Origin of the sequence: Diaphorobacter sp. JS3050 (assembly GCF_013154915.1) — a bacterium.
GTDB classification, from domain to species: domain Bacteria; phylum Pseudomonadota; class Gammaproteobacteria; order Burkholderiales; family Burkholderiaceae_C; genus Diaphorobacter; species Diaphorobacter nitroreducens.
In genome coordinates this window covers 2,165,801-2,187,358 of record NZ_CP053553.1, presented here as the reverse complement: position 1 = coordinate 2,187,358, position 21,558 = coordinate 2,165,801, and the positions used below count along the sequence as shown (strand labels likewise).

The 21,558-nt window shown below is 66.1% G+C and carries 18 protein-coding genes, 1 pseudogene and 2 riboswitches; of the genes and pseudogenes, 5 read left to right on the top strand and 14 right to left on the bottom strand.

Annotation, left to right across the window (positions count from 1 at the left end):
* Positions 1 to 58: 58 nt before the first annotated feature.
* From gcvP to HND92_RS10535, 6 genes are all read right to left on the bottom strand, one after another.
* On the bottom strand, positions 59 to 2,953 hold the full coding sequence (gcvP, locus tag HND92_RS10560; protein ID WP_172206935.1) for an aminomethyl-transferring glycine dehydrogenase: 2,895 nt from the start codon (positions 2,951 to 2,953) through the stop codon (positions 59 to 61).
* Positions 2,954 to 3,021: 68 nt separating this feature from the next.
* Complete coding sequence (gene gcvH / locus HND92_RS10555; protein ID WP_011805186.1) at positions 3,022 to 3,396, bottom strand: glycine cleavage system protein GcvH; 375 nt, start codon at positions 3,394 to 3,396, stop codon at positions 3,022 to 3,024.
* Positions 3,397 to 3,499: 103 nt separating this feature from the next.
* Positions 3,500 to 4,630: a glycine cleavage system aminomethyltransferase GcvT gene (gene gcvT, locus HND92_RS10550; RefSeq protein WP_088888521.1), complete on the bottom strand. Its 1,131-nt coding sequence runs from the start codon at positions 4,628 to 4,630 to the stop codon at positions 3,500 to 3,502.
* 44 nt (positions 4,631 to 4,674) lie between these two features.
* A riboswitch (glycine riboswitch) is annotated at positions 4,675 to 4,789 on the bottom strand.
* Positions 4,790 to 4,808: 19 nt separating this feature from the next.
* Positions 4,809 to 4,901: riboswitch (glycine riboswitch) on the bottom strand.
* 6 nt (positions 4,902 to 4,907) lie between these two features.
* Entirely contained in the window at positions 4,908 to 6,185 is a 1,278-nt protein-coding gene (locus tag HND92_RS10545) for a TRAP transporter large permease (RefSeq protein ID WP_011805188.1), read from the bottom strand.
* 82 nt (positions 6,186 to 6,267) lie between these two features.
* Complete coding sequence (locus HND92_RS10540) at positions 6,268 to 6,762, bottom strand: TRAP transporter small permease (protein WP_015913282.1); 495 nt, start codon at positions 6,760 to 6,762, stop codon at positions 6,268 to 6,270.
* A 77-nt stretch (positions 6,763 to 6,839) separates the two neighbouring features.
* The gene (locus HND92_RS10535) at positions 6,840 to 7,811 is read right to left on the bottom strand and encodes a TRAP transporter substrate-binding protein (protein WP_088886820.1); all 972 of its coding nucleotides are present in this window, start codon (positions 7,809 to 7,811) and stop codon (positions 6,840 to 6,842) included.
* Between the two features lie 293 nt (positions 7,812 to 8,104).
* Between HND92_RS10535 and HND92_RS10530 the strand changes: the two genes are divergently transcribed.
* Positions 8,105 to 8,560, top strand: coding sequence for an Lrp/AsnC family transcriptional regulator (locus tag HND92_RS10530; protein WP_103738988.1), 456 nt, complete (start codon positions 8,105 to 8,107; stop codon positions 8,558 to 8,560).
* Positions 8,561 to 8,627: 67 nt separating this feature from the next.
* On the opposite strand, the gene HND92_RS10525 is transcribed toward HND92_RS10530, so the two are convergent.
* From HND92_RS10525 to HND92_RS10510, 4 genes are all read right to left on the bottom strand, one after another.
* The gene (locus HND92_RS10525) at positions 8,628 to 9,422 is read right to left on the bottom strand and encodes an ABC transporter ATP-binding protein (RefSeq protein ID WP_011805195.1); all 795 of its coding nucleotides are present in this window, start codon (positions 9,420 to 9,422) and stop codon (positions 8,628 to 8,630) included.
* Positions 9,423 to 9,438: 16 nt separating this feature from the next.
* Positions 9,439 to 10,326, bottom strand: coding sequence for an ABC transporter permease (locus HND92_RS10520; protein WP_011805196.1), 888 nt, complete (start codon positions 10,324 to 10,326; stop codon positions 9,439 to 9,441).
* Between the two features lie 105 nt (positions 10,327 to 10,431).
* Complete coding sequence (locus tag HND92_RS10515) at positions 10,432 to 11,400, bottom strand: ABC transporter substrate-binding protein (protein ID WP_088886817.1); 969 nt, start codon at positions 11,398 to 11,400, stop codon at positions 10,432 to 10,434.
* 218 nt (positions 11,401 to 11,618) lie between these two features.
* Positions 11,619 to 13,325: an electron transfer flavoprotein-ubiquinone oxidoreductase gene (locus HND92_RS10510; RefSeq protein ID WP_172206934.1), complete on the bottom strand. Its 1,707-nt coding sequence runs from the start codon at positions 13,323 to 13,325 to the stop codon at positions 11,619 to 11,621.
* A gap of 519 nt (positions 13,326 to 13,844) precedes the next feature.
* Between HND92_RS10510 and HND92_RS19590 the strand changes: the two are divergent.
* Positions 13,845 to 14,609: pseudogene (locus tag HND92_RS19590) on the top strand (MCP four helix bundle domain-containing protein); the annotation flags it as partial.
* On the top strand, positions 14,601 to 15,416 hold the full coding sequence (locus HND92_RS19585) for a methyl-accepting chemotaxis protein (RefSeq protein ID WP_371814892.1): 816 nt from the start codon (positions 14,601 to 14,603) through the stop codon (positions 15,414 to 15,416). The pseudogene HND92_RS19590 and the gene HND92_RS19585, both read left to right, overlap by 9 nt.
* Before the next feature lie 68 nt (positions 15,417 to 15,484).
* On the opposite strand, the gene HND92_RS10500 is transcribed toward HND92_RS19585, so the two are convergent.
* Entirely contained in the window at positions 15,485 to 16,843 is a 1,359-nt protein-coding gene (locus HND92_RS10500) for a HAMP domain-containing sensor histidine kinase (RefSeq protein WP_172206932.1), read from the bottom strand.
* Positions 16,840 to 17,520, bottom strand: coding sequence for a response regulator transcription factor (locus HND92_RS10495; protein ID WP_172206931.1), 681 nt, complete (start codon positions 17,518 to 17,520; stop codon positions 16,840 to 16,842). Before HND92_RS10495 ends, HND92_RS10500 begins: the two co-directional genes overlap by 4 nt.
* Positions 17,521 to 17,660: 140 nt before the next feature.
* On the opposite strand from HND92_RS10495, the gene HND92_RS10490 reads away from it, so the two are divergent.
* The gene (locus tag HND92_RS10490; RefSeq protein ID WP_172206930.1) at positions 17,661 to 18,362 is read left to right on the top strand and encodes a phosphatase PAP2 family protein; all 702 of its coding nucleotides are present in this window, start codon (positions 17,661 to 17,663) and stop codon (positions 18,360 to 18,362) included.
* Between the two features lie 163 nt (positions 18,363 to 18,525).
* On the top strand, positions 18,526 to 20,178 hold the full coding sequence (locus tag HND92_RS10485; protein ID WP_172206929.1) for a phosphoethanolamine transferase: 1,653 nt from the start codon (positions 18,526 to 18,528) through the stop codon (positions 20,176 to 20,178).
* A gap of 63 nt (positions 20,179 to 20,241) precedes the next feature.
* Here HND92_RS10485 and HND92_RS10480 read toward each other — a convergent pair whose 3' ends face one another.
* Entirely contained in the window at positions 20,242 to 20,823 is a 582-nt protein-coding gene (locus HND92_RS10480) for a peroxidase-related enzyme (protein WP_015913292.1), read from the bottom strand.
* 16 nt (positions 20,824 to 20,839) lie between these two features.
* Positions 20,840 to 21,523 carry a tRNA-uridine aminocarboxypropyltransferase gene (locus HND92_RS10475; protein ID WP_172206928.1) on the bottom strand — a complete coding sequence of 228 codons (684 nt, stop codon included), beginning with the start codon at positions 21,521 to 21,523 and terminating at the stop codon, positions 20,840 to 20,842.
* Positions 21,524 to 21,558: the final 35 nt, after the last annotated feature.

Here is a 21,558-nt window from a genome sequence, read left to right as displayed (position 1 = left end):
CAGAAGCAACAAAGGCCCGATGGTAGGGCCTTTGTGAATGCCTGAGCGGAGCAGGCCGTCAGCCCAGTTCGCTCACCGGAACACAGCTGCAGAACAGGTTGCGGTCGCCGTAGACGTTGTCCACACGGCCCACGGGGCTCCAGTACTTGTTCTGGCGCAGGGCGGCAACGGGATAGGCTGCCGCATCGCGCGGGTAGGGGTGCTGCCAGTCGGCAGCCAGCAGGCACTCGGCCGTGTGGGGCGCGTTCTTGAGGGGGTTGTCGTCCTGCGGCCAGGTGCCGGCCTCGATCTGGCGGATCTCGCGCCGGATGGCGATCATCGCGTCGATGAAGCGGTCCAGCTCGAACAGCGTCTCGCTCTCGGTGGGCTCCACCATCAGCGTGTTGGGCACGGGGAACGACAGCGTGGGTGCGTGAAAGCCGTAGTCGATCAGGCGTTTGGCCACGTCCTCGGCCATCACGCCGCTGGTGTCTTTCAACTGGCGCAGGTCCAGGATGCACTCGTGCGCCACATGGCCGTTGGCGGAAGCGTACAGCGTGGGATAGTGGTCCTTCAGGCGCGCGCTGATGTAGTTGGCGCTCAGGATCGCTGTCTCGGTCGCGGCCTGCAGACCGTCGGCGCCCATCATGCGGATGTACATCCAGCTGATGGGTAAAACGGCTGCATTGCCCAAGGGAGCTGCGCTGACAGCTCCTGTTTTGGAAGCAATACCGCCCGTGGCATGGCCGGGCAGGTAGGGCACGAGGTCCTCCACCACGCACACCGGGCCCACGCCGGGGCCGCCGCCGCCGTGGGGGATGCAGAAGGTCTTGTGCAGGTTCAGGTGGCTCACGTCGCCGCCGAACTCGCCCGGCGCGGCCACGCCGACCAGGGCGTTCATGTTGGCGCCGTCCACATACACGCGCCCGCCGTGGCGATGCACCAGCTCGCACAAGGCCTTCACCTGGGTCTCGAACACGCCATGCGTGCTGGGGTAGGTGATCATCACGCAGGCGAGGTTGGCACTGTGCTTCTCGCATTGGGCCTGCAGGTCCGCCATGTCCACGTTGCCGTTCTCGTCGCACTTGGTCACCACGACCTGCATGCCCACCATTTGGGCGCTGGCGGGGTTGGTGCCGTGCGCGCTGCTGGGGATCAGGCAGATGTTGCGGTGGGCGTGGCCCTGGGCCGCGTGGTAGGCCTTGATGGCCAGCAGGCCGGCGTATTCGCCCTGGCTGCCTGCGTTGGGCTGCAGGCTGACGCCCGCGTAGCCCGTGGCCTGGCACAGCCAGGCGCGCAGTTGCTCGTCGAGCAGGCGGTAGCCTTCGAGCTGGTCGGCCGGGGCGAACGGGTGCACGTTGGCAAATTCGGGCCAGGTGATCGGGATCATCTCGCTCGTGGCGTTGAGCTTCATGGTGCACGAGCCCAGCGGGATCATGGTGCGGTCCAGCGCCAGGTCTTTGTCGGACAGCTGGCGGATGTAGCGCAGCATGCCGGTTTCGGAATGGTGGGTGTTGAACACCGGGTGCGCCAAGAAGCGGCTGGTGCGCGCCAGGGTGTCGGGGAACAGCGCCGGTGCGCCGGCGGCGTCCATCGCCTCGATGGTGGGCAGTTGCTGGCCGTCCCGCGCAAAGATCTTCCACAGCAGCTCGATATCGGCGCGGGTGGTGGTCTCGTCCAGCGAGATGCACAGGTAGTCATTCCAGGCTTTTCGCAGGTTTGCGCCCATCTGGACTGCGCGAGCAGCTATTGAATCCGTAGCATCCTTGGTGTGCAGGCTGAGTGTGTCGAAGGCCGAGCCATGGTGGCGGCTGGTGAACCCCAGCTGCGCCAGGCCGCGGCTCAGGATGGCGGTGAAGCGCGCCACGCGGCGGGCGATGCGCGTGAGGCCCTCGGGGCCGTGGTACACGGCGTACATGCTGGCGATCACGGCCGGCAGCACCTGGGCCGTGCAGATGTTGCTCGTGGCCTTCTCGCGGCGGATGTGCTGCTCGCGCGTTTGCAGCGCCAGGCGGTAGGCGGGCTTGCCGTGCACGTCCACGCTCACGCCCACCAGGCGGCCGGGCAGGCTGCGCTTGAATTCGTCGCGGCAGGCCATGAAGGCGGCGTGCGGTCCGCCGGCGCCCATGGGCATGCCAAAGCGCTGGGTGGAGCCCACCACGATGTCGGCGTCCCACTCGCCGGGGGCCTTGAGCAGCGTGAGCGCCAGCAGGTCGGTAACGAAGATGGCGGCGGCCTGTTTGGCGTGGATGGCGTCCACGTCGGCCTGCCAGTCCTGCACCCAGCCGCTGCTGGCAGGGTACTGGATGAGGGCGGCGAAGAAGTCGCCGGCCAGGGCCGCCTGCCATTCCTCCTGGGAATTGGCCACCACCACGGTGATGCCGATGGGGGCGGCGCGGGTCTGGATGACTTCGATGGTCTGCGGGTGCGCATCGCCTGCCACGATGAAGACGTCGCTCTTGGACTTGACCGAGCGCTTGGCCAGCGTCATGGCCTCGGCGGCAGCGGTGGCCTCGTCGAGCATGGAGGCGTTGGCGATGGGCATGGCCGTGAGGTCGCACACCATGGTCTGGAAGTTGAGCAGCGCCTCCATGCGGCCCTGGGAGATCTCGGCCTGGTAGGGCGTGTAGGCCGTGTACCAGGCAGGGTTTTCCAGCACGTTGCGCAGGATGACGCCCGGCGTGTGCGTGCCGTAGTAGCCCTGGCCGATGAAGCTCTTGAGGATGCGGTTCTTCGACGCAATGGCCTGGAGTTCAGCCAGCGCCGCGGCCTCGGTGGCCGGCGCGGGCAGGTCCATGGGGCGCTGGCGCGCAATGGAGCGCGGCACGATGGAATCAATGAGCGCACGGCGCGAGGCCTCGCCGATCACCGACAGCATGTGTGCTTCGTCGGCGGCGTCGATGCCAATGTGGCGGGGCAGGAATTCAGCGGCGTTTTCGAGCGCCGCCAGGGGCAGGGGGGAGGGCATCTGCATGGCGAGGGACCAGTCTCAAGAGCGATGGGGCGGTGCGGCGGCGCCGTGTGCACGGCGCCGCGGGTGCATCAGGCGTTCTGGGCGAAGGCGGTATAGGCCGTTTCGTCCATCAGGCCGGCGAGCTGGCCGGCGTCGCTGAGCTTGACCTTGAAGAACCAGCCGGCGCCCAGCGGGTCGGAGTTGGCCAGGGACGGGTCGGCGCGCAAGGCCTCGTTGACCTCGACGATTTCGCCGGACACGGGCATGTAGACATCGGCAGCGGCCTTGACGGACTCGACCACACCGGCCACGTCGCCCTGGGCAAAGGTGGTGCCCACCGCGGGCAGGTCCACGAACACCACATCGCCCAACGCATCCTGCGCGTGGACGGTGATGCCGACGACGGCCGCGGCCGGGTCGGCTGCGTTGATCCATTCATGGTCTTTGGAAAACTGAATGCTCATGGGGGGCTCCGGGAAGAAGAAGTGGAAGGAAAAGGTTTGAGAGTGGTCAGCCCGCACTGTAGCCGGGCTGACCTGGGCGCGGTGGCAGTTCGCCGTGGTGAATTCAGCCGCGGTAGTAGCGTGTGGGAACAAAGGGCGTGGCAGCCACTTCCATGGGCACGGCCTTGCCGCGCACCATGGCGTTCACACGGGTGCCGGGGGCGGCATGGGCGGGCATTACGTAGGCCAGGGCGATGGGCTTGTCGGCAGTGGGGGCCAGCAGGCCGCTGGTGACTTCGCCGATGCGCTCGCCCGACTCGTTTTGCAACTCGGTGTGCTCACGCACGGGCACGCGCTCCAGCGCCACCAGGCCCACGCGCTTGCGCGTGAGAGTGGCCGGGCTGTCGATCTGGGCCAGCACCTTGTCGGCGCCTGGAAAACCGCCAGCGCGCGCGCCGCCTGTACGGCGCACCTTCTGGATGGCCCAGTTCAGGCCGGCTTCGGGCGGGGTGGTGGTGGTGTCGATGTCGTTGCCATACAGGCACAAGCCGGCTTCCAGGCGCAGCGAATTGCGTGCACCCAGACCGATGGGCTTGACCTCGGGCTGGGCCAGCAGCGTGCGCGCCAGGGCTTCGGCCTGCGTGGCGGGCACCGAGATCTCGAAGCCGTCCTCGCCGGTGTAGCCGCTGCGCGTCACGAAGCACTGCGCCCCCGCGATGTCGAAATGCCCGCCGGTCATGAACACCAGTTTGTCCACGCCTGGTGCCAGACGCGCGAGCACCGCAGCCGCCTGTGGGCCCTGCAGCGCGAGCAGGGCCTGGTCGGGCATGGGAATCACCTGGCAGCGTTGGCCGATGCGCGCCTGGATGTGGGCAATGTCGCCCACCTTGCAGGCGCCGTTGACGATCACGAAGAGCTCGTCCTGCGCCATGCGGAAGAACATGAGGTCGTCGATGATGCCGCCCTCGTCATTGAGGAGCAGGCCGTAGCGCTGCTTGCCCACGGGCAGGTCGACCACGTCCACGGGCATCAGCGTCTCGAATGCTGCTGCGGCGTCAGGGCCGACCAGCTTGAGCTGCCCCATGTGCGACACATCAAACAGGCCGGCCGCCGTGCGCGTGTGGTGGTGCTCGGCCATCAGGCCCATGGGGTATTGCACGGGCATGGAGTAGCCGGCGAAGGGCACCATGCGGGCGCCCAGTTCGATGTGCAGGGCGTTGAGGGGAGTGGTGAGCAGGTCGGACATGGCGGACATGGCAATGGGCGAAGGCAAATGGTGGAGCGATCTCTCGATCGCCGATTTGCCCCGCTGTCCGCTTTACCTGAGAGATTCACCCCGCCTGCATGGCATGTCACGGGGCTTGCTCCTTCGGTGGGCCGCATGCTGCTGCGGCCTCTCTCCAGCAAGGGAAACACCCGCATCCCTGCGGGCGTGTCGCCAGTCCTTTTGCCTGAGCGTTCGGCTGCTGCCTGCGCCTTCGGCGGCCCGGCCCTGAGGGGCGCGGACTCTCTCCTGACGGGACGGATTCTATCTATTTTGCGTACACGAGATCACGCAGGGCCAATGAAAGCGATGGCACGTAGGTGATGACCAGGAGGCACAGCAGGACCACGCCCACGAACGGCAGCAGGTGGGCGACGATGCGATCCAGAGAGATGCGCGCCACCGTGCACGCCGCGAACAGGTTCACGCCGAAGGGTGGCGTGATCATGCCGAGCGCCAGGTTCACCACCATGATCAGCCCGAAGTGCACCGGGTCCACGCCGAAGTGCTGGGCCACCGGCGCCAGGATCGGCGCCAGCACGATGATGGCGGCGCTGGTCTCGATGAACATGCCGATCACGAACAGCGCGGCATTCACGCCCAGCAGGAACAGCGCGGGCGACTGCAGCACCTCCTGCAGCCAGCGGCCGATGGCGTCCGGCACGCCAGCGCGCGTGATGAGGAAGGCAAACAGGCCCGCATTGGCAATGATGAACATGATCACCGCCGACGAGATGGCCGACTTGCGCAGGATGGCGAACAGGTCCGCGACGCGGATCTCGCGGTAGATCAGCATGCCCACCACCAGCGCGTAGAACACGGCCACGGCAGAGGCCTCGGTGGGCGTGAACACGCCGCCGTAGATGCCGCCCAGGATGATGACTGGCATCAGCAGTGCCCAGCCCGCCTGCAGCAGTGCGCGGCCGAAGGGCATGCGCCCATCGCCGTCATGCTTGCCCCAGCCCTTGTACTTGCAATACACCCAGACGAACAACATCAGCGCACCGCTGATCAGGATGCCGGGGCCGAAGCCGGCGATGAACAGCTCGCCGATCGATACCTCGGCCGCCACGCCGTACAGGATCATGGGGATCGACGGCGGGATGATCACACCCAGCTCGGCACTGGTGGCCTGCAGCGCGGCCGCGTAGCTGGTGGGGTAGCCATGCTTGATGAGCGCAGGAATCAGGATGGCGCCGATGGCGAACGTGGTCGCCACCGATGACCCTGAGACGGCCGCGAAGATCATGCAGGTGAGCACGCAGGTCATGGGCAGGCCGCCCTGCACGCCGCCCACGATGCTCTTGGCAAACTCCACGAGCCGGCGCGAAATACCGCCGGTCTCCATGAGGTTGCCCGCCAGGATGAAGAACGGAATGGCTGCGAGCGGAAACTTGTTGATGGAGGCGAACATCTCCTTCACGGAGATCAGCATGTTGGCGTTCGCCACCTGGATGCCCAGGATGGAGGCCAGCCCGATGGAGACGGCCACGGATATGGTGAGCGCGAAGCACAGCACCATGGTGGAGATCATGACCGTGGTCATAGGGCCCCCACGCGCGTCATTTCATGTACCCGCCGCCCCCCGAGGAGGCCGCTCGCTTGCTTGAGGCGGCTCTGCGCGGCGCTCATTGGGCAGTCTCCAGTTCATGGCGCTGCGGGTCGATCAGATTGCCCACGATGCCGAGGATGCTGAACAGCCCACCCACGGGCATGGCCAGATAGGCCCAGAACATGGAAACCGACTCCAGCCCTGCCATCGACTGCACGCCGCCGCGGCGCGCGTAGTCCCACCCCCACCAGATGATCACGGCGATGAGCGCCAGCGCTGCCAGGCACACCACCCAGTCCAGCACGCGGCGCAGCGGGCGCGGGCTCCAGCGGTAGAGCACGTCGACGCTGACCATGGCGCCCTGCCGGAATGCCATGGGAATCGCCAGAAACACCATCCAGATCAGGCTGAAGCGGATCAGCACCTCGGTCCACTCGGCCGGCTCTTCGAAAACGAAACGCATCAGGATCTGGAACATGCCGAGCGCCGAGGCCAGCGCCAGCATGGCGCAGGCGCCCCACATGGCGACGGCGGTGCTCCAGCGCTCGCAGGAGAGGAAGAAGGTTTTCATGCGCACTCACGAAAATATGAATAAAAACGCCCGTGGCGCATGATCCACGGGCGGTAGCAGCTACTGAAAAGTGAGCGTCACTTGTAGTTGCGGATCTTGTCGAGGTTGGCCTTGCCGAACTCTTTCTCGAACTGCGCGTTCACGGGCGCGAGCGCGGCGACAAACTTGGACTTGTCCAGATCGTCGATCACCGTCATGCCCTTGGCGCGCAGGTCGGCCACGCCCTTGGCGTCGTCCTCGTCCACGCGAGCGCGGTTGGCCTTGGTGCCCTCCTTGGCGGCGTCGATGAAGGCCTGCTTGTCCGCAGGGGAGAGCTTGTCGAACACCGCCTTGTTCATCACGAAGATGCAGGGGGAGTACACGTGACCCGTCAGCGAGAGGTGCTTTTGTACCTGGTCGAACTTGGCCGAGATGATGACGGGCAGGGGGTTTTCCTGGCCGTCCACCGTGCCTTGTTGCAGGGCGGTGAACACTTCGGGGAAGGCCATGGGCGTGGTGATGATGCCGAAACCCTTGTACGCGGCGATGTGCACCGGGTTCTCCATGGTGCGCATCTTCAGGCCCTTCAAGTCCTCGGGCGTCTTCACGTCGCGCTTGCTGTTGGTCATGTGGCGAAAGCCATTCTCCGCCCAGGCCAGCGCCTTGAAGCCCTTGGCATCGAATTTGGTCAGCAGGTCCTGGCCGATCGGGCCGTCGAGCACGGCGCGGGCGTGGGCCTTGTCACGGAACAGGAAGGGCACGTCCAGGATCTTGGTCTCGGGCACGAAGTTGGGCACGGGACCGGTGGAGCTGAAGGCCAACTCCTGCGTGCCCAACTGCACCGCTTCGATGGATTCGCGCTCGCCGCCCAGCGCGCCGTTGTAGAAGGTCTGCACCTTGTAGCGCCCGCCGGTGCGCTTTTCGACCTCCTTGGCAAACGTGTCGATGGCGACGCCCTGGTGGGAGTTCTGCGCCGTCGAGATGCTGATGCGCATTGTGGTTTGTGCCAAGGCCGTTGCGGCCATGCCCAGTGCCAAGCCCAGGCCCAGCGCAAGTTTGGTCAGCTGCATGTTGTCTCCTGTGAATCTGCGGGTGCTGCCGAAAAATTATGGCAATGCAACATGACGCAGGTCATAGGGGTTTGCGCGGGGACTTGAGAAGGCCGCCTTGGCCCGTCTTGCCAAGTCCCCGCCCAGCGGTAACCGGGCGGGGTCTCGTCAATGTCGTGCGCCCCGGTAAGAGCGCCTTGATGGAGAAGAAGTATGCGCCGCGGGTTGTGGATGAATTTGCTGAATTTCTCTATAAAAACCCACATTGAAGAAAAATTTTCTGCAGTATCTAGGTTTAACGAATAATGCAGCACATGGATCGCCTAGACAGAAAAATTCTCTCCGTCCTGCAAGGCAATGCACGCGCCAGCCTGCAAGAGATCGGCGCCGCCGTCGGCCTGAGCCCCTCGCCGTGCTGGGGCCGCATCAAGAAGATGGAGGAGGCCGGCGTGATCGAAGGCTATACCGTGCGCCTGAACCCGCTGGCGCTAGGGCTGGGCGACACGGTGCTGGTCATGGTCACGCTGGACAGCCATTCCGACAACACGCTGGAGAAGTTCGGCGAGGTGCTGGCCAGCATTCCCGAGGTGGTGGAGGCGCATCTGGTGTCGGGCGAGTACGACTACCTGCTGCGCGTGGTGGTCAAGGACACGCGCGACTATGAGCGCCTGCTGCGCGAGAAGCTCTACAAGATCAAGGGCATACGCCACAGCCAGTCGAGCTTCGTGCTGCGCACGCTGAAGAAGGCAGACCTGCCTTTGGGTGTATGAAAGAAAAAAGCTGCTCGCATCCATGAAATGGGCGCGAGCAGCTATCTTTTTCTGAGCGTGATGCAGATCAGCCGAGCAGCAGCGCGTCGTCGGCCAGCTTCTCGCCGCGCACCTTCTCGAACATCTGCAGCAGGTCGGGCACGTCCATACGCGCGCGTTCGTCGCCCGAGACGTCCAGCACCACCTGCCCCTGGTGCAGCATGACGGTGCGCTGGCCTACGTCCAGCGCCTGGCGCATGCTGTGCGTGACCATCATGGTGGTGAGCTGGTTCTCGGCCACGATGCGGGCCGTGAGCTGCAGCACGAAATCGGCCGTGCGTGGGTCCAGCGCGGCGGTGTGCTCGTCCAGCAGCAGGATGCGCGAGGGCTGCAATGCCGCCATGAGCAGGCTCACGGCCTGGCGCTGGCCGCCCGACAGCAGACCGATGCGGTCGGTGAGGCGGTTCTCCAGGCCCAGGCCCAGCGTGGCCAGGCGTTCGCGGAACATGGCGCGTTCAGACTGCTTGACGGCGCCGCGCAGGCCGCGACGCGTGCCGCGCTGCTGGGCCAGGGCCATGTTCTCCTCGATGGTGAGGTCTTCGCAGGTGCCGGCCATAGGGTCCTGGAACACGCGCGCCACGCGGCGGGCGCGCTCCCACACGGGCTGGCGCGTCACGTCCTGGTTGTCGATGGCGATACGGCCGGTGTCCACCGACAGGTCGCCCGAGATGGCATTCAGGAAGGTGGATTTGCCTGCCCCGTTGGAGCCGATGACGGTGACGAACTGACCCGCCGGGATGTCCAGCGACATGCCGCGCAGCGCGCGCGTTTCGATGGGCGTGCCGGGGTTGAAGGTGATGAAGAGGTCTTGTGCGCTCAGCATGGGGAGAGCCTTCCTTTCAGCGGCCGCCTGCGGCCAGCTTGCGCTTGAGCTGCGGAATCACGAGGGCGATGGTGACCAGCACGGCAGTCACCAGGTTGAGGTCCTGCGCCTTCAGGCCGATGAAGTCGCTGTTGAGCGCCAGCGCGATGAAGAAGCGGTACACGATGGCGCCGATGATCACGGCCAGCGTGGCCAGCACCAGGCGGCGCGAGGGCAGGATGCTCTCGCCCACGATCACGGCGGCCAGGCCGATGACGATGGTGCCGATGCCCATGGAAATGTCCGAGCCGCCCTGCGTCTGCGCGAACAGCGCGCCCGCCAGTGCCACCAGCGCGTTGGATACGGCCATGCCCAGCAGCACCATGGCGCCGGTGTTGATGCCCTGCGCGCGGGCCATGCGCGCGTTGGAGCCGGTGGCTCGGATGGCCAGGCCGCGCTCGGTGGCGAAGAACCAGTCCATGAACAGCTTGGCCGCGATCACGATCACCAGCAGGATCATCGGGCGCGACCAATAGTCGTCCAGGCCCGGCGGCTGGAGCAAGGTGAACAGCGTCTCGTCGTTGATCAGCGGCACGTTGGGGCCGCCCATGATGCGCAGGTTGATGGAGTACAGCGCGATCATCATCAGAATGGACGCCAGCAGGTCCATGATCTTCAGGCGCACGTTCAGCCAGCCCGTGACCAGGCCGGCAACAGCCCCTGCAGCGGTGGCGGCCACCGTGGCCACGTAGGGGTTATGGCCGGTGGAAATGAGGATGGCGCAGACCGCGCCGCCCAGCGGGAAGCTGCCGTCCACCGTCAGGTCGGGAAAGCGCAGCAGCCGGAACGAGATGAAGACGCCCAGCGCGACCAGGCTGAAGATCAGGCCGATCTCGACGGCACCCAGCAGGGAAAAGAGTGACATGGACAGTGGCGGATAGAAAACAAAGCAGGAGCCATGGCGCCATGGCTCCTGCGTGGGGTGCCAGTGGCCCGGGCTGCCGCGGCGGCCCGGCCTTGGCGCGAAGGTTTATTGGACCACTTGCGTGGCGGATTTCACCAGCGCGTCGGAGAGCTTCACGCCCTGCTTCTCGGCGGCGCCGGGGTTCACGAACAGTTCCATCTTGGTGCTGACTTCGGGCTTGATGTCGCCCGGCTTTTCGCCCTTGAGCAGGCGCACCACCATGCGGCCGGTCTGTTCGCCCAGGTCGCGGTAGTTGATGCCCAGGGCGGCGATGGCGCCGCGCTTGACGCTGTCGGTGTCGGATGCCACCAGCGGCACCTTGGCCTCCTGGCCGACCTTCACCAGCGACTCGTAGGCCGAGACGACGTTGTTGTCCGTGTTGGTGTAGATCACGTCCACCTTGCCCACCAGGCTGCGCGCGGCGCTGCTCACGTCCACCGAGCGCGGGGCAGAAGCCTCCACCAGCGTCATGCCCATCTTGGGCAACAGTTGCTTGAGTTCCTTGACCACGACGACGGAGTTGGCCTCGCCCGGGTTGTAGACCATGCCCACGCGCTTGGCGCCGGGCACGACCTGCTTGACCAGGTCCATCTGCTTGTCCAGCGCCAGCATGTCGGATACGCCGGTCACGTTGGTCTTGGAGGGTTCCCAGTTCTTCACCAGCTTGGCGGCCACGGGATCCGTCACGGCAGAGAACACCACAGGCACGGTCTTGGTGGCAGCCACTACGGCCTGGGCAGAGGGCGTGGCGATGGCGACGATGGCGTCAGGCTTGTCACCCACGAACTTGCGCGCGATCTGCGCGGCGGTGCCCGTGTTGCCCTGGGCGCTCTGGTATTGCCACTTGAGGTTTTTGCCCTCTTCAAAGCCGGCGGCCTGCAACTGGGCCTTCACGCCGTCGCGGATCGAGTCCAGGGCGGGGTGCTCCACGATGGCGGTCACGGCAACGGACTTTTGCTGCGCATGCGCCACGGGCGCGAGGGCGGCTGCGGCCAGGGCGATAGCGCCCAGGGGCGCCCAAGACAAACTCTTCATAACGGTTCACTCTCCAATTGAACGTGCGGTGTTTTCCTGTGTTTGTAGTACCAGGCCGGCGCAGGAACCACGCGCGGCCTTGTGGGGAGTCTACCGTTTGCCTGCCGTCCGTGGACGGAACGGGCGCTGCGGCACTTTGGGGTGGAAAGTGCCTCCACGGCTTTTCGGTCCAGCGCTAACGGCTATTAAAAATATAGCATTGCGCAGCAACCCCTTGGTTACATGCCCGAATAGTTCGGACCGCCGCCGCCTTCCGGTGTGACCCAGACGATGTTCTGCGTCGGGTCCTTGATGTCGCACGTCTTGCAGTGCACGCAGTTCTGGGCGTTGATCTGCAGGCGTTGTGCGCTGCCGCCCTTGGCTTCGTCCGGCACGAACTCATACACGCCGGCCGGGCAGTAGCGCGCCTCGGGGCCGGCGTACTTGGCCAGGTTCACATTCACCGGCACGCTGGCGTCCTTGAGCGTCAGATGCGCGGGCTGGTCCTCGGCGTGGTTGGTGTTGCTGATGAACACGCTGGACAGGCGGTCGAAGGTCAGCTTGCCGTCCGGCTTGGGATACACGATGGGCTTGCACTCGGCCGCGGGCTTCAGGTAAGCGTGGTCGGGCTTGTCGCGGTGCAGCGTCCATGGAATGTGGCCCTTGAGCACGAACTGCTCGATGCCGTTCATCACCGTGGCCGTGACCAGGCCCTTCTTGAACCAGGCCTTGAAGTTGCGTGCCTTGTTCAGTTCGGTGTAGAGCCAGCTGCCCTCGAAGGCCTTGGGATAGGCCGAGAGCTCATCGTGCTGGCGGCCGCTTTGAATGGCGTCATATGCCGCCTCGGCGGCCAGCATGCCGGTCTTGATGGCGGCATGGCTGCCCTTGATGCGACTCACGTTCAGGAAGCCCGCCTCGCAGCCCACCAGCGCGCCGCCCGGGAAGACGAACTTGGGCAGGCTCATCAGGCCGCCGGCCGTGATGGCGCGTGCGCCGTAGCCCAGGCGCTTGGCGGGCTTGATGCCCCTGGCCTCGTCGCCCTCCAGGTACCAGCGGATGTTGGGGTGGGTCTTCCAGCGCTGGAATTCCTCGAACGGGCTCAGGTAGGGGTTGCTGTAGTCCAGGCCGGTGATGAAGCCCAGCGTGACCTTGTTGTCCTCCAGGTGGTAGAGGAAGGCGCCGCCGTAGGTGCTGTTGTCCATGGGCCAGCCGGCAGTGTGCAGCACGAAGCCGGGCTGGTGGCGCTGGGGGTCGATCTCCCACAACTCCTTGATGCCGATGCCGTAGGTCTGGGGGTCGCTCTCCGCATCCAGCTTGTAGCGGGCGATGATCTGCTTGCCCAGGTGACCACGCGCACCCTCGGCAAAGATGGTGTACTTGGCATGCAATTCCATGCCCAGCTGGAATTCGCTCGTGGGCTTGCCGTCCTTGCCCACCCCCATGTTGCCGGTGGCCACGCCCTTGACGGAGCCGTCTTCGTTGTAGAGCACTTCAGCGGCGGCAAAGCCGGGGAAAATCTCCACGCCCAGTCCTTCCGCCTGTTCGGCCAGCCAGCGCACCACGTTGCCCAGGCTGACGATGTAATTGCCGTGGTTCTGAAAGCACTGAGGCAGCAGGAAATTGGGCGTGCGCAGGGAGGACTTCTCGCCCAGGAACACCATGGCGTCGTCGGTCACGGGCTGGTTCAGCGGCGCGCCCTTGGCCTTCCAGTCGGGGATCAGTTCGGTCAATGCCTTCGGGTCCATGATGGCGCCGGACAGGATGTGCGCGCCCGGCTCGGAGCCTTTTTCGAGCACGACGACAGAAACGTCCTGGCCCTTCTCGGCCGCCAGTTGCTTCAGGCGGATGGCGGTGGCAAGCCCGCCGGGGCCGCCGCCGACGATCACCACGTCATATTCCATGGCTTCCCGGGGACCGTAGGTGCTCAGAATTTCGTCGTTCGTCATGGGTGTCTCTTCTGCTTCGATAGTGGAAAAAGGCAGGGTGCCGGCCTGGGGAGCGATGGCCCTGTGTGGTGACCGATTGTATTCAGGCCGTCGCACAGGAATCGCACGGTCGTTCACTTTTCGCAATGCCGTCCAGACACTTCATTTTGTGCAGTGCACAAGCGCAAACGGGGCGTTCGCGTACCTTCGCTTTCTGGGGAACGAACTGAAAAACGGCAAGCGATGCCCGCTTTTTCGAATCCCGCATTCCGTAATTTGGCAGCGCTTTCGTTATGTGAAAGTGAAGGCCACGGCAAAACCCGAGTCTGGCACCGCGACGGCCAGCGCTGTGGTGTGGAAACCTGGCGGAAGTTGGATGGGATATGAGGGTAAACACTTGGCTCGAGCAGGGGCATTCTGCGGGAGATGCTTGTTCCGAGCCATTTCCGAATGAAGTCACACTTATTTACATTTGGCGGTTTTTCCTTCTCGTGCTTGCTTCACGGACGGTAAGTCAGCCGTTCACGTTCCGAGGTACACATGGAAAACTTTCGTGTCGGCACCCGCCTGACGGCTGGGTTTGGCCTGCTCATCCTGTTTGCGGTGCTCATGCTCACAGTGGGGGTGTGGCAGTTGCAGGGAGTGGCCGGGAGCACGCGGCAAATCCTCTCCGTGCCGCTCCAGAAGGAACGGCTGGTGACCGACTGGTACGGAGTGATTCGCGCCAGCATCCAGCGTGCCACTGCTGTCGCGCGCAGCAGCGACGACTCGCTGACGGAGTTGTTCGCTGCAGAAAACGCCGCGTCGAGCAAGGAAACCAACGAACGCCAGGCCCAGTTCGTCAAGCTCATTTCCGGCAGCGAAGAGCAAGCCCTCTTTGACACTCTCAGCGGACACCGTCAGGCATACATCCAGGCCCGTGACGCCATCATCGCCGCCAAGAAGGGCGGGCAGGCAGAGCAGGTGACCACCTTGTTCGAGCGCCAGTTCGTTCCTGCCTCCCGTGGCTATCTGGAAAGCCTGGCGGCGCTGCGCGACTTCCAGCGGGCCAGTATCGATCGCACCGGGCAAGACATCGACAGCAGCGCTACCGCAAGCTCCTGGCTGATGGGCGGCATCGGGCTGGTGGTCCTGGTGGCGGGCATCGGTGTGGCCTGGATTCTTACCCACAGCATCACCGCGCCGTTGGCCCGCGCTGTCCAAGCAACGCAGGTGGTCGCCGCAGGAGACCTCACGCATGCCGTGCACTCCAGCGGCCGGGACGAAGGTGCCCAGCTGTTGCAAGCGCTGCAAGCCATGACCGACCGTTTGCGTGCCATCGTGGGCGAAGTGCGCCAGGGCGCCGACAGCATCGCGGGCGCGTCGGCAGAGATTGCCGCAGGCAACCTGGACCTGTCCCGGCGCACGGAACAGCAAGCCAGTTCGCTGGAGGAAACGGCAGCTTCCCTGGAAGAGCTGACGTCGACGGTGCGTCAGAACGCCGACAACGCCCATCAAGCCAACCAGCTGGCGCGCACGGCGGCAGAGCAGGCCCAGCAGGGCGGCCAGGTGATGGACGATGTGATGCAGACCATGCGCGCCATCGACGCGTCGTCGCGCAAGATCGTGGACATCATTGGCGTGATCGACTCCATTGCCTTCCAGACCAACATCCTTGCGCTCAACGCGGCGGTCGAAGCGGCACGGGCCGGCGAGCAGGGGCGGGGGTTTGCCGTGGTGGCCTCCGAGGTGCGCTCGTTGGCCGGCCGTTCGTCCGAAGCGGCGAAGGAGATCAAGGACTTGATCGGGCGTTCGGTCGATACCGTCGAGGCGGGTAACCAACTCGTGGCGAAGGCCGGCACATCCATCCAGGACATCATTCGCAGCGTTGACCAGGTGAGCGCGCTGGTGGGCGAAATCAGTGCGGCAAGCCGTGAACAGAGCTCGGGCATCGAGCAGGTGAATATCGCGGTGGCGCACATGGACCAGGCGACGCAGCAGAATGCCGCGCTCGTCGAAGAGGCCACCGCTGCGACGCAATCGCTGCAGGGCCAGGCGGCGCAAGTGGCCCAGGCCGTAGGGGTCTTTCGCGTTGATTCCTCGGCAGTCGCGTTGCCGGCACCGCAGGCCTGATCCTGGATACCACCGCACACCCCGCCGGGCCCCCGGGGCCTGGCGCTGGCGTAAGGGCAACGGCTGGCTTACCTGGGCGTCAGCAACAGCCGCGCCTCGAACCCGCCAGCCTCGCCAGCCAGGGGTGACGTGAGTTGTAGCTGGGCATCGTGCTTGGCCGCAATGGTCGCGACGATGGACAGACCCAGTCCATACCCCGTGCGGTCCGCGCTCTGGCGCACATGGCGCTGCTGCAGGGTCTGCAGGCGGTCGCTGCTCACACCCGGGCCGTGGTCGCGCACGGCGATGGCGCAGCCGGGGCCCACGATGAGTTCCACCGCGCTGTCACCGGCATAGCTCAGTGCGTTCTCCAGCAGGTTGCGCAGGGCAATGGCCAGGGCGTCGAAGTCGCCCCGCGCCACGGGCGCAGGCCCTTCGTAGGCGGTCACCAGGTCCAGCCGGTCGGCGGCGCGATCATCCTGCCAAAACTCCTGCGCCACCGTGGTGGCCAGTTGGGCCAGGTCCACGGGCTCCCGGGTATAGGGAGCACTGGACTCGGCGCGCGACAGCTGCAGCAGCTTTTCGGTGCGGCGGCTCAGCGTTTGCAGCGCGGCGATGGCGGCCTGCACGTCGTCACGGTGCAGGCCATGTTCCAGCGCGGTCTGTAACCGCAGGCGGGCCGCGGTGAGCGGCGTGCGCAGTTCGTGCGCAGCGTTGGCGGCCAGGGCGCGTTCCACGTCCAACGCGCGGGACAGGCGGTCCAGCAACCGGTTTACATGGTCTTCCACGCTGCGCAGTTCACGCGGCAGGCCGGGCAGGGCGATCGGGGTGAGCTGCTGCCCGTCGCGCAGGCTGATCTCGTGCGTGAGAGCGTCCAGCACCTGCAATTCGCGCCGCGCGATGCGCCGCAGCAGCAGCGCCAGCAGGGGCAGCATGGCCACCATGACGATGCCCAGGCCGACCAGGGTGCGGTTCACCGCCTCGCGCCGCTCGTGCAGCGGGTCGGCCACCTGCATGAAGAGAGGGCGAGTGGGGTGCGACAGGGTGTAGACACGCCATCCGTGCGTGTTCTCGAAGCCCGGCGCCAGCGGTACGTCGAACTGCTCGGGCTGGGCCTCGGCCGACCGCGCCAGCACGCGCGTGTCGGGCGCGACGATCTGGTAGAGGAGGTCTGCATCGGCAAACGATCCCGGAGAGGGCAGGACCAGCGGCCCCTCGGTCGCGTCGCGCGGGCCGGCCGCGTCCAGGTGGTCCAGGGCAATATCGAAGAAACGGTGTGAGACCTCGACCAATTCGCTGTCGAAGTTGTAACTGATCTCGCGGTCCGTGTACCACACCACGCCCAGCACGCACAGCAGCCACACGCCGCCCACCCAGAGGATCAGGCTGCGCGTCAGTCGCCCCGCAAGGGTCTGCGTGCGCAATGGTCCGCGCAGGTGCGCCCTCATGCCGTTGCGCCTTTGTCAGGACGGTGCACGAGGCGGTAGCCCAACCCGCGCAGGGTCTCGATGTGTTCGCGCCCCAGCTTGCGCCGCAGCCGGCTGATGAACACCTCCAGCGTGTTGCTGTCGGCCTCGTCGTCAAAGCCATACAGCGCGTCCTGCAGGCTTTCGCGCGTGTGGATGCGCTCGGGGCGGGTTGCCATCACGCGCAGCAGCGCCCATTCCTTCTGCGTGAGCGCGATCGGCACCCCGGCGCGGCGCACCTGCTCGCGCGACAGGTCGATCTGCAGGTCGCCCAGCGCCAATACCGGTACATAGGCGGCGTTGCGGCGGCGTTCCACCGCGCGCAGGCGGGCCAGCAGTTCACCGGGGTCGTAGGGCTTGACGAGGTAGTCGTCCGCTCCCGCGTCCAGGCCGGCGATGCGGTCGCTGACCTGGTCGCGCGCCGTCAGCACGATGACGATGGGCCGGTCCTTGAGGGCACGGATCTGCGGCAGCAGGCTCAGGCCATCCCCGTCGGCCAGGTGCAGGTCCAGCAGTACCGCGGCGTACTGGGCCGCGCGCAGGGCGGTGCCGGCCTGCGCCAGGCTGGGAACGGCATCGACCACGAAGGCCTTGGCGCGCAGATAGCCGCACACGGCCTCGGACAGGGCTTCGTCGTCTTCTACCAGCAGCACGCGCATGCAGATTTCTCTAAGTGGGTGAGGCCGAAAGTGTAGGGCGCTGCGGGCGGTCTGGTATTCATGGTGCATTCAGGCCGCGGGCGTAGCCTGGCGGGGTGCCGTTTTCTGCCCATGGCGGTGTTGTGCCGCCCTCCCTTGCCATGCCCTTCTGGAATTTGCGCCGCCTGTATGCGGTGACGTTGTTGCTTTTCCTGTTGCTCGTCTTGTGGGACGCTTCGGGCCTGGACTTGCCATTGGCCCGCCTGTTTGGCGGGGCGCAGGGCTTTGCCTGGCGTGACCACCACACCTTTGGCCTGCTGACGCATGAGGGTCCGCGCTATGCCAGCGGTGCGCTGCTGGCCGCACTGGCGGTGGGGGTGTGGCGGCCCTGGGGATTCCTGCGCGTCATGGCGCCGGCGCAGCGCGCGCAACTGGTGCTGTCCGTCATCGGGGGGATGCTGGCGGTTTCGGTGTTCAAGCGCCTGAACACCACCAGTTGCCCCTGGGATCTGGCCGAGTTCGGCGGGGTGGCGCAGTACGTCTCGCACTGGGTGTGGGGCGTGCGCGACCTGGGGCCGGGGCACTGCTTCCCTGCAGGGCATGCCTCGGCCGCGTTTGGCTTTGTAGCGGGCTGGTTCGTGCTGCGCCGCGCGGCGCCGAACGTGGCGCGCCTCTGGCTGCCAGGCGCTCTGATGGCCGGGCTGGCACTGGGCTGGGCGCAGCAGATGCGCGGCGCGCATTTCATGAGCCACACTCTGTGGTCCGCCTGGACCTGCTGGACCGTGGGCCTTGCGTGGGAAAGTCTGGCGCAGCTGCACGTGCGCCTGGCAGTAGCGGCAGATACAAAGCTGAACGAAGCCTGAGCGGCGTCTTCAGCTTGGCTTCAGTGGCAGGTTCCACGATGGCGGCATGTCTTCGCGCGCCTCCATTGCCTCTGCCTCCTCGGCCTCCGTGCCGCTTGTGTCATCTGCCAGCCCTGCCGTCAAAGGCCTCTTGCGTGGTGCGTTGCGCCGGCTGGATGGCTGGATGACCACCCCGCTGTCGGCGCAGCAGGTGGTGGTGCGCCTGTCGCTGTACCTGGTACTGGCGGCCAACTGGCCGCTGTGGCTGCAGATCACGCGCATTGGCGGCGCGCCCAGCCTGTACCTGCGTTCAGCGGCTGCCTTGGCCGTGCTGACGGCGTGCGGCACGGTGGCCATTCTGGCATTCACCGCCTGGACGCGCGGCATGAAGCTGCTGTGGTGGCTGGTGGTCATGGTGGCCGCGCTGTCGCAGTACTACATGCTGACCTACAGCGTGGTCATGGACCCCAGTATGGCCGCCAACGTGCTGCAGACGGATGCGCGCGAGGTGGCCGATCTGCTGAGCCTGCGCATGCTGGTTGCGGTGCTGGCCGTCGCAGCGCTTCCCTCCTGGTGGTTGCTGCGTGTGCGTATTCCCGCCATGCGGCCGCTGCGCCAGGTGGGCCGCAACCTGGCGCTGCTGGTGCTGGCGCTGGGCCTGGCCGCCGGCACGGTGGCGGCCATGTCGCGGGACCTGGCGCCGCTGATGCGCAACCACCCGCACCTGCGCTACCTGATGAACCCCTTGGCCAGCCTGTACTCCACCTCCGTGTCGGCCTTGCGGCCGGTGTTCGCGCGCAGCCGCACGCTGGTGCCGATGACCCAGGGCGCCGCGCTGGGCGCCAGCCATGCGGCCGGGGCGCGGCCCACGCTGTTCGTGCTGGTGGTGGGCGAGACGGCGCGCGCGGACCATTTCGGCATCAACGGCTATGGCCGCGACACCACGCCGGAGCTGACCAAACGCAACGTGATGAGCTGGCGCGAAGTGCGCTCGTGCGGCACCAGCACGCTGGCGTCGCTGCCTTGCATGTTCTCGCCACTGGGCAAGAGTGCATTCGAGTCGCGTGACAACGACTACGAGAACCTGCTGGACGTGGCGCAGGCCGCGGGTATGGGCGTGCTGTGGCTGGACAACCAGTCCGGCTGCAAGGGCGTGTGCGACCGCGTGCCGCACGCATCGGCCGCCGAAGGCCTGGATGCCGAGGCGCGCAAGCAGTTGTGCGATGGCGGCGAATGCCGCGACGAGGCCATGCTGCACAACCTGGATGCGCGCCTGGCCGCCTTGCCTGCGGCGCAGCGCGAGCGCGGCGTGCTGCTGGTGCTGCACCAGATGGGCAGCCATGGGCCGGCCTACTACAAGCGCTCGGCCGATGCAGGCAAGCGCTTCATGCCCGAATGCCGCACGGAAGTGCTGGCCGACTGCACCCACGGCGAACTGGTGAACGCCTACGACAACTCCATCGCCGCAACGGACGCCTTCCTGGGCAAGACCATCGACTGGCTGCGTGGCCAGAGCGCCAAGTACGACACGGCTCTGCTGTACCTGAGCGACCATGGCGAGTCGCTGGGCGAGTACGGGTTGTTCCTGCACGGCATGCCCTACGGCGTGGCGCCCGACATGCAAAAGCACGTGCCCATGGTGGCGTGGATGGACACCTCCTTCCTGCGCCGTGACGGGTTGGCGGCCGACTGCCTGCGCGCCAGCGGCGATGCGCCGTTGACGCACGACAACCTCTACCACACCGTGCTGGGCCTGCTGGACGTGCAGTCGCCTTCCTACCAGCGCCCGCTGGATGCCTTCAGCGGCTGCCGGAGCGCCGTATTGGCATCCAAATAAAAACAGCAGCCAGCGCTTATCTATAAAGCGCGAGCAGCTATTGTTTTAAGAGCGTCTTGGCGCTCAGGCCTTCTTCTCGCGCGGCAGGCGGCCCATCAGGTAGAACTCGGGATTGGGCTGCATGCCGGCAAAGCTGGCCATGCGGTTGGACAGGCCGAAGAACGCGGTGATGGCGGCGATGTCCCAGATGTCCTCATCGTCAAAGCCGTGGGGGTACAGCGCCTCGAAGTCGGCGTCCTCGATCTCGTGCGCGCGCTGGCAGACCTTCATGGCGAAGTCGAGCATGGCCTTCTGGCGCGGCGGAATGTCGGCCTTGCGGTGGTTCACCGCTACCTGGTCGGCCACCAGCGGCTTCTTCTCGTAGATGCGCAGGATGGCCCCGTGTGCCACCACGCAGTACAGGCACTGGTTGGCGGCGCTGGTGGTGGTGACGATCATCTCGCGCTCGCCCTTGGTGAGGCTGCCTTCTTCCTTCAGCATCAGCGCATCGTGGTAGGCGAAGAACGCGCGCCATTCGGCCGGGCGGCGGGCGAACGCCAGGAACACGTTGGGGATGAACCCGGCCTTTTCCTGCACCTCCAGGATGCGGGCGCGGATGTCCTCGGGCAATGTGTTCAGGTCGGGGAAGGGATAGCGCTCGGCCATGGGTGTCTCCGATTTTTTATGAAAGGTCTGGTCCGAGCATAGCCGAGCGTGCCGCGCCATCGCGCGAGCGCAGCAGCGCCATCAATGCGTCCATGGCCTGACCCAGTGCGGCGATGTACGGGTTGGCGGGTTCCAGTTGCTGCAGTGCGCACTGCGCGGCCTCCAGCGTGCTGAGCTGGTGCGGCGCGTGCGCCTTGCGCACGGCGTAACGCGTGGACGGTACCTGCTGCAGGGCCAGGCGCGGCAGGGCCTGCAACGCAGGGTTGGCCCACAGCATCCTGCGGCTCTTGCGCCAGGTACCGTCCAGCACCACCAGGCGCAGCCGTTCGGGCGCTGCCAGCCAGTCGGTCGACAGCGGCGGTGCGGGCAGCATGGGGTGCTGCGGGTCGGGCGGCGTGGGCGGGTACAACAGCACTGCGCGGCGCGGTGCCTGCCGGTCGCCATCAACCCAGGGGGCGTTGATTTCCTGCGCCAAGGCAGCGTCGCCGAACGTTTCGCCCACCACGATGCGGCTGCCCGTCAGGCACAGGTGCAGCAGCCGTGCCGTGCTCTTGGCTTGGTGCTGCTCCAGCGGGTGCATGAGGATCAGTACTTGCACTTGGTGCGCCACGGGCCGCACGGCGGCGCAGATGCAGGCTGCGGCGGGGCGCTGGCAGCGGGGGCATACGGGCCGGCGGGGCAGGTGGGTGCAGGAGGGCATCGGGCTTGTCAAATGATGCTTGGCCCGGGTGCGGG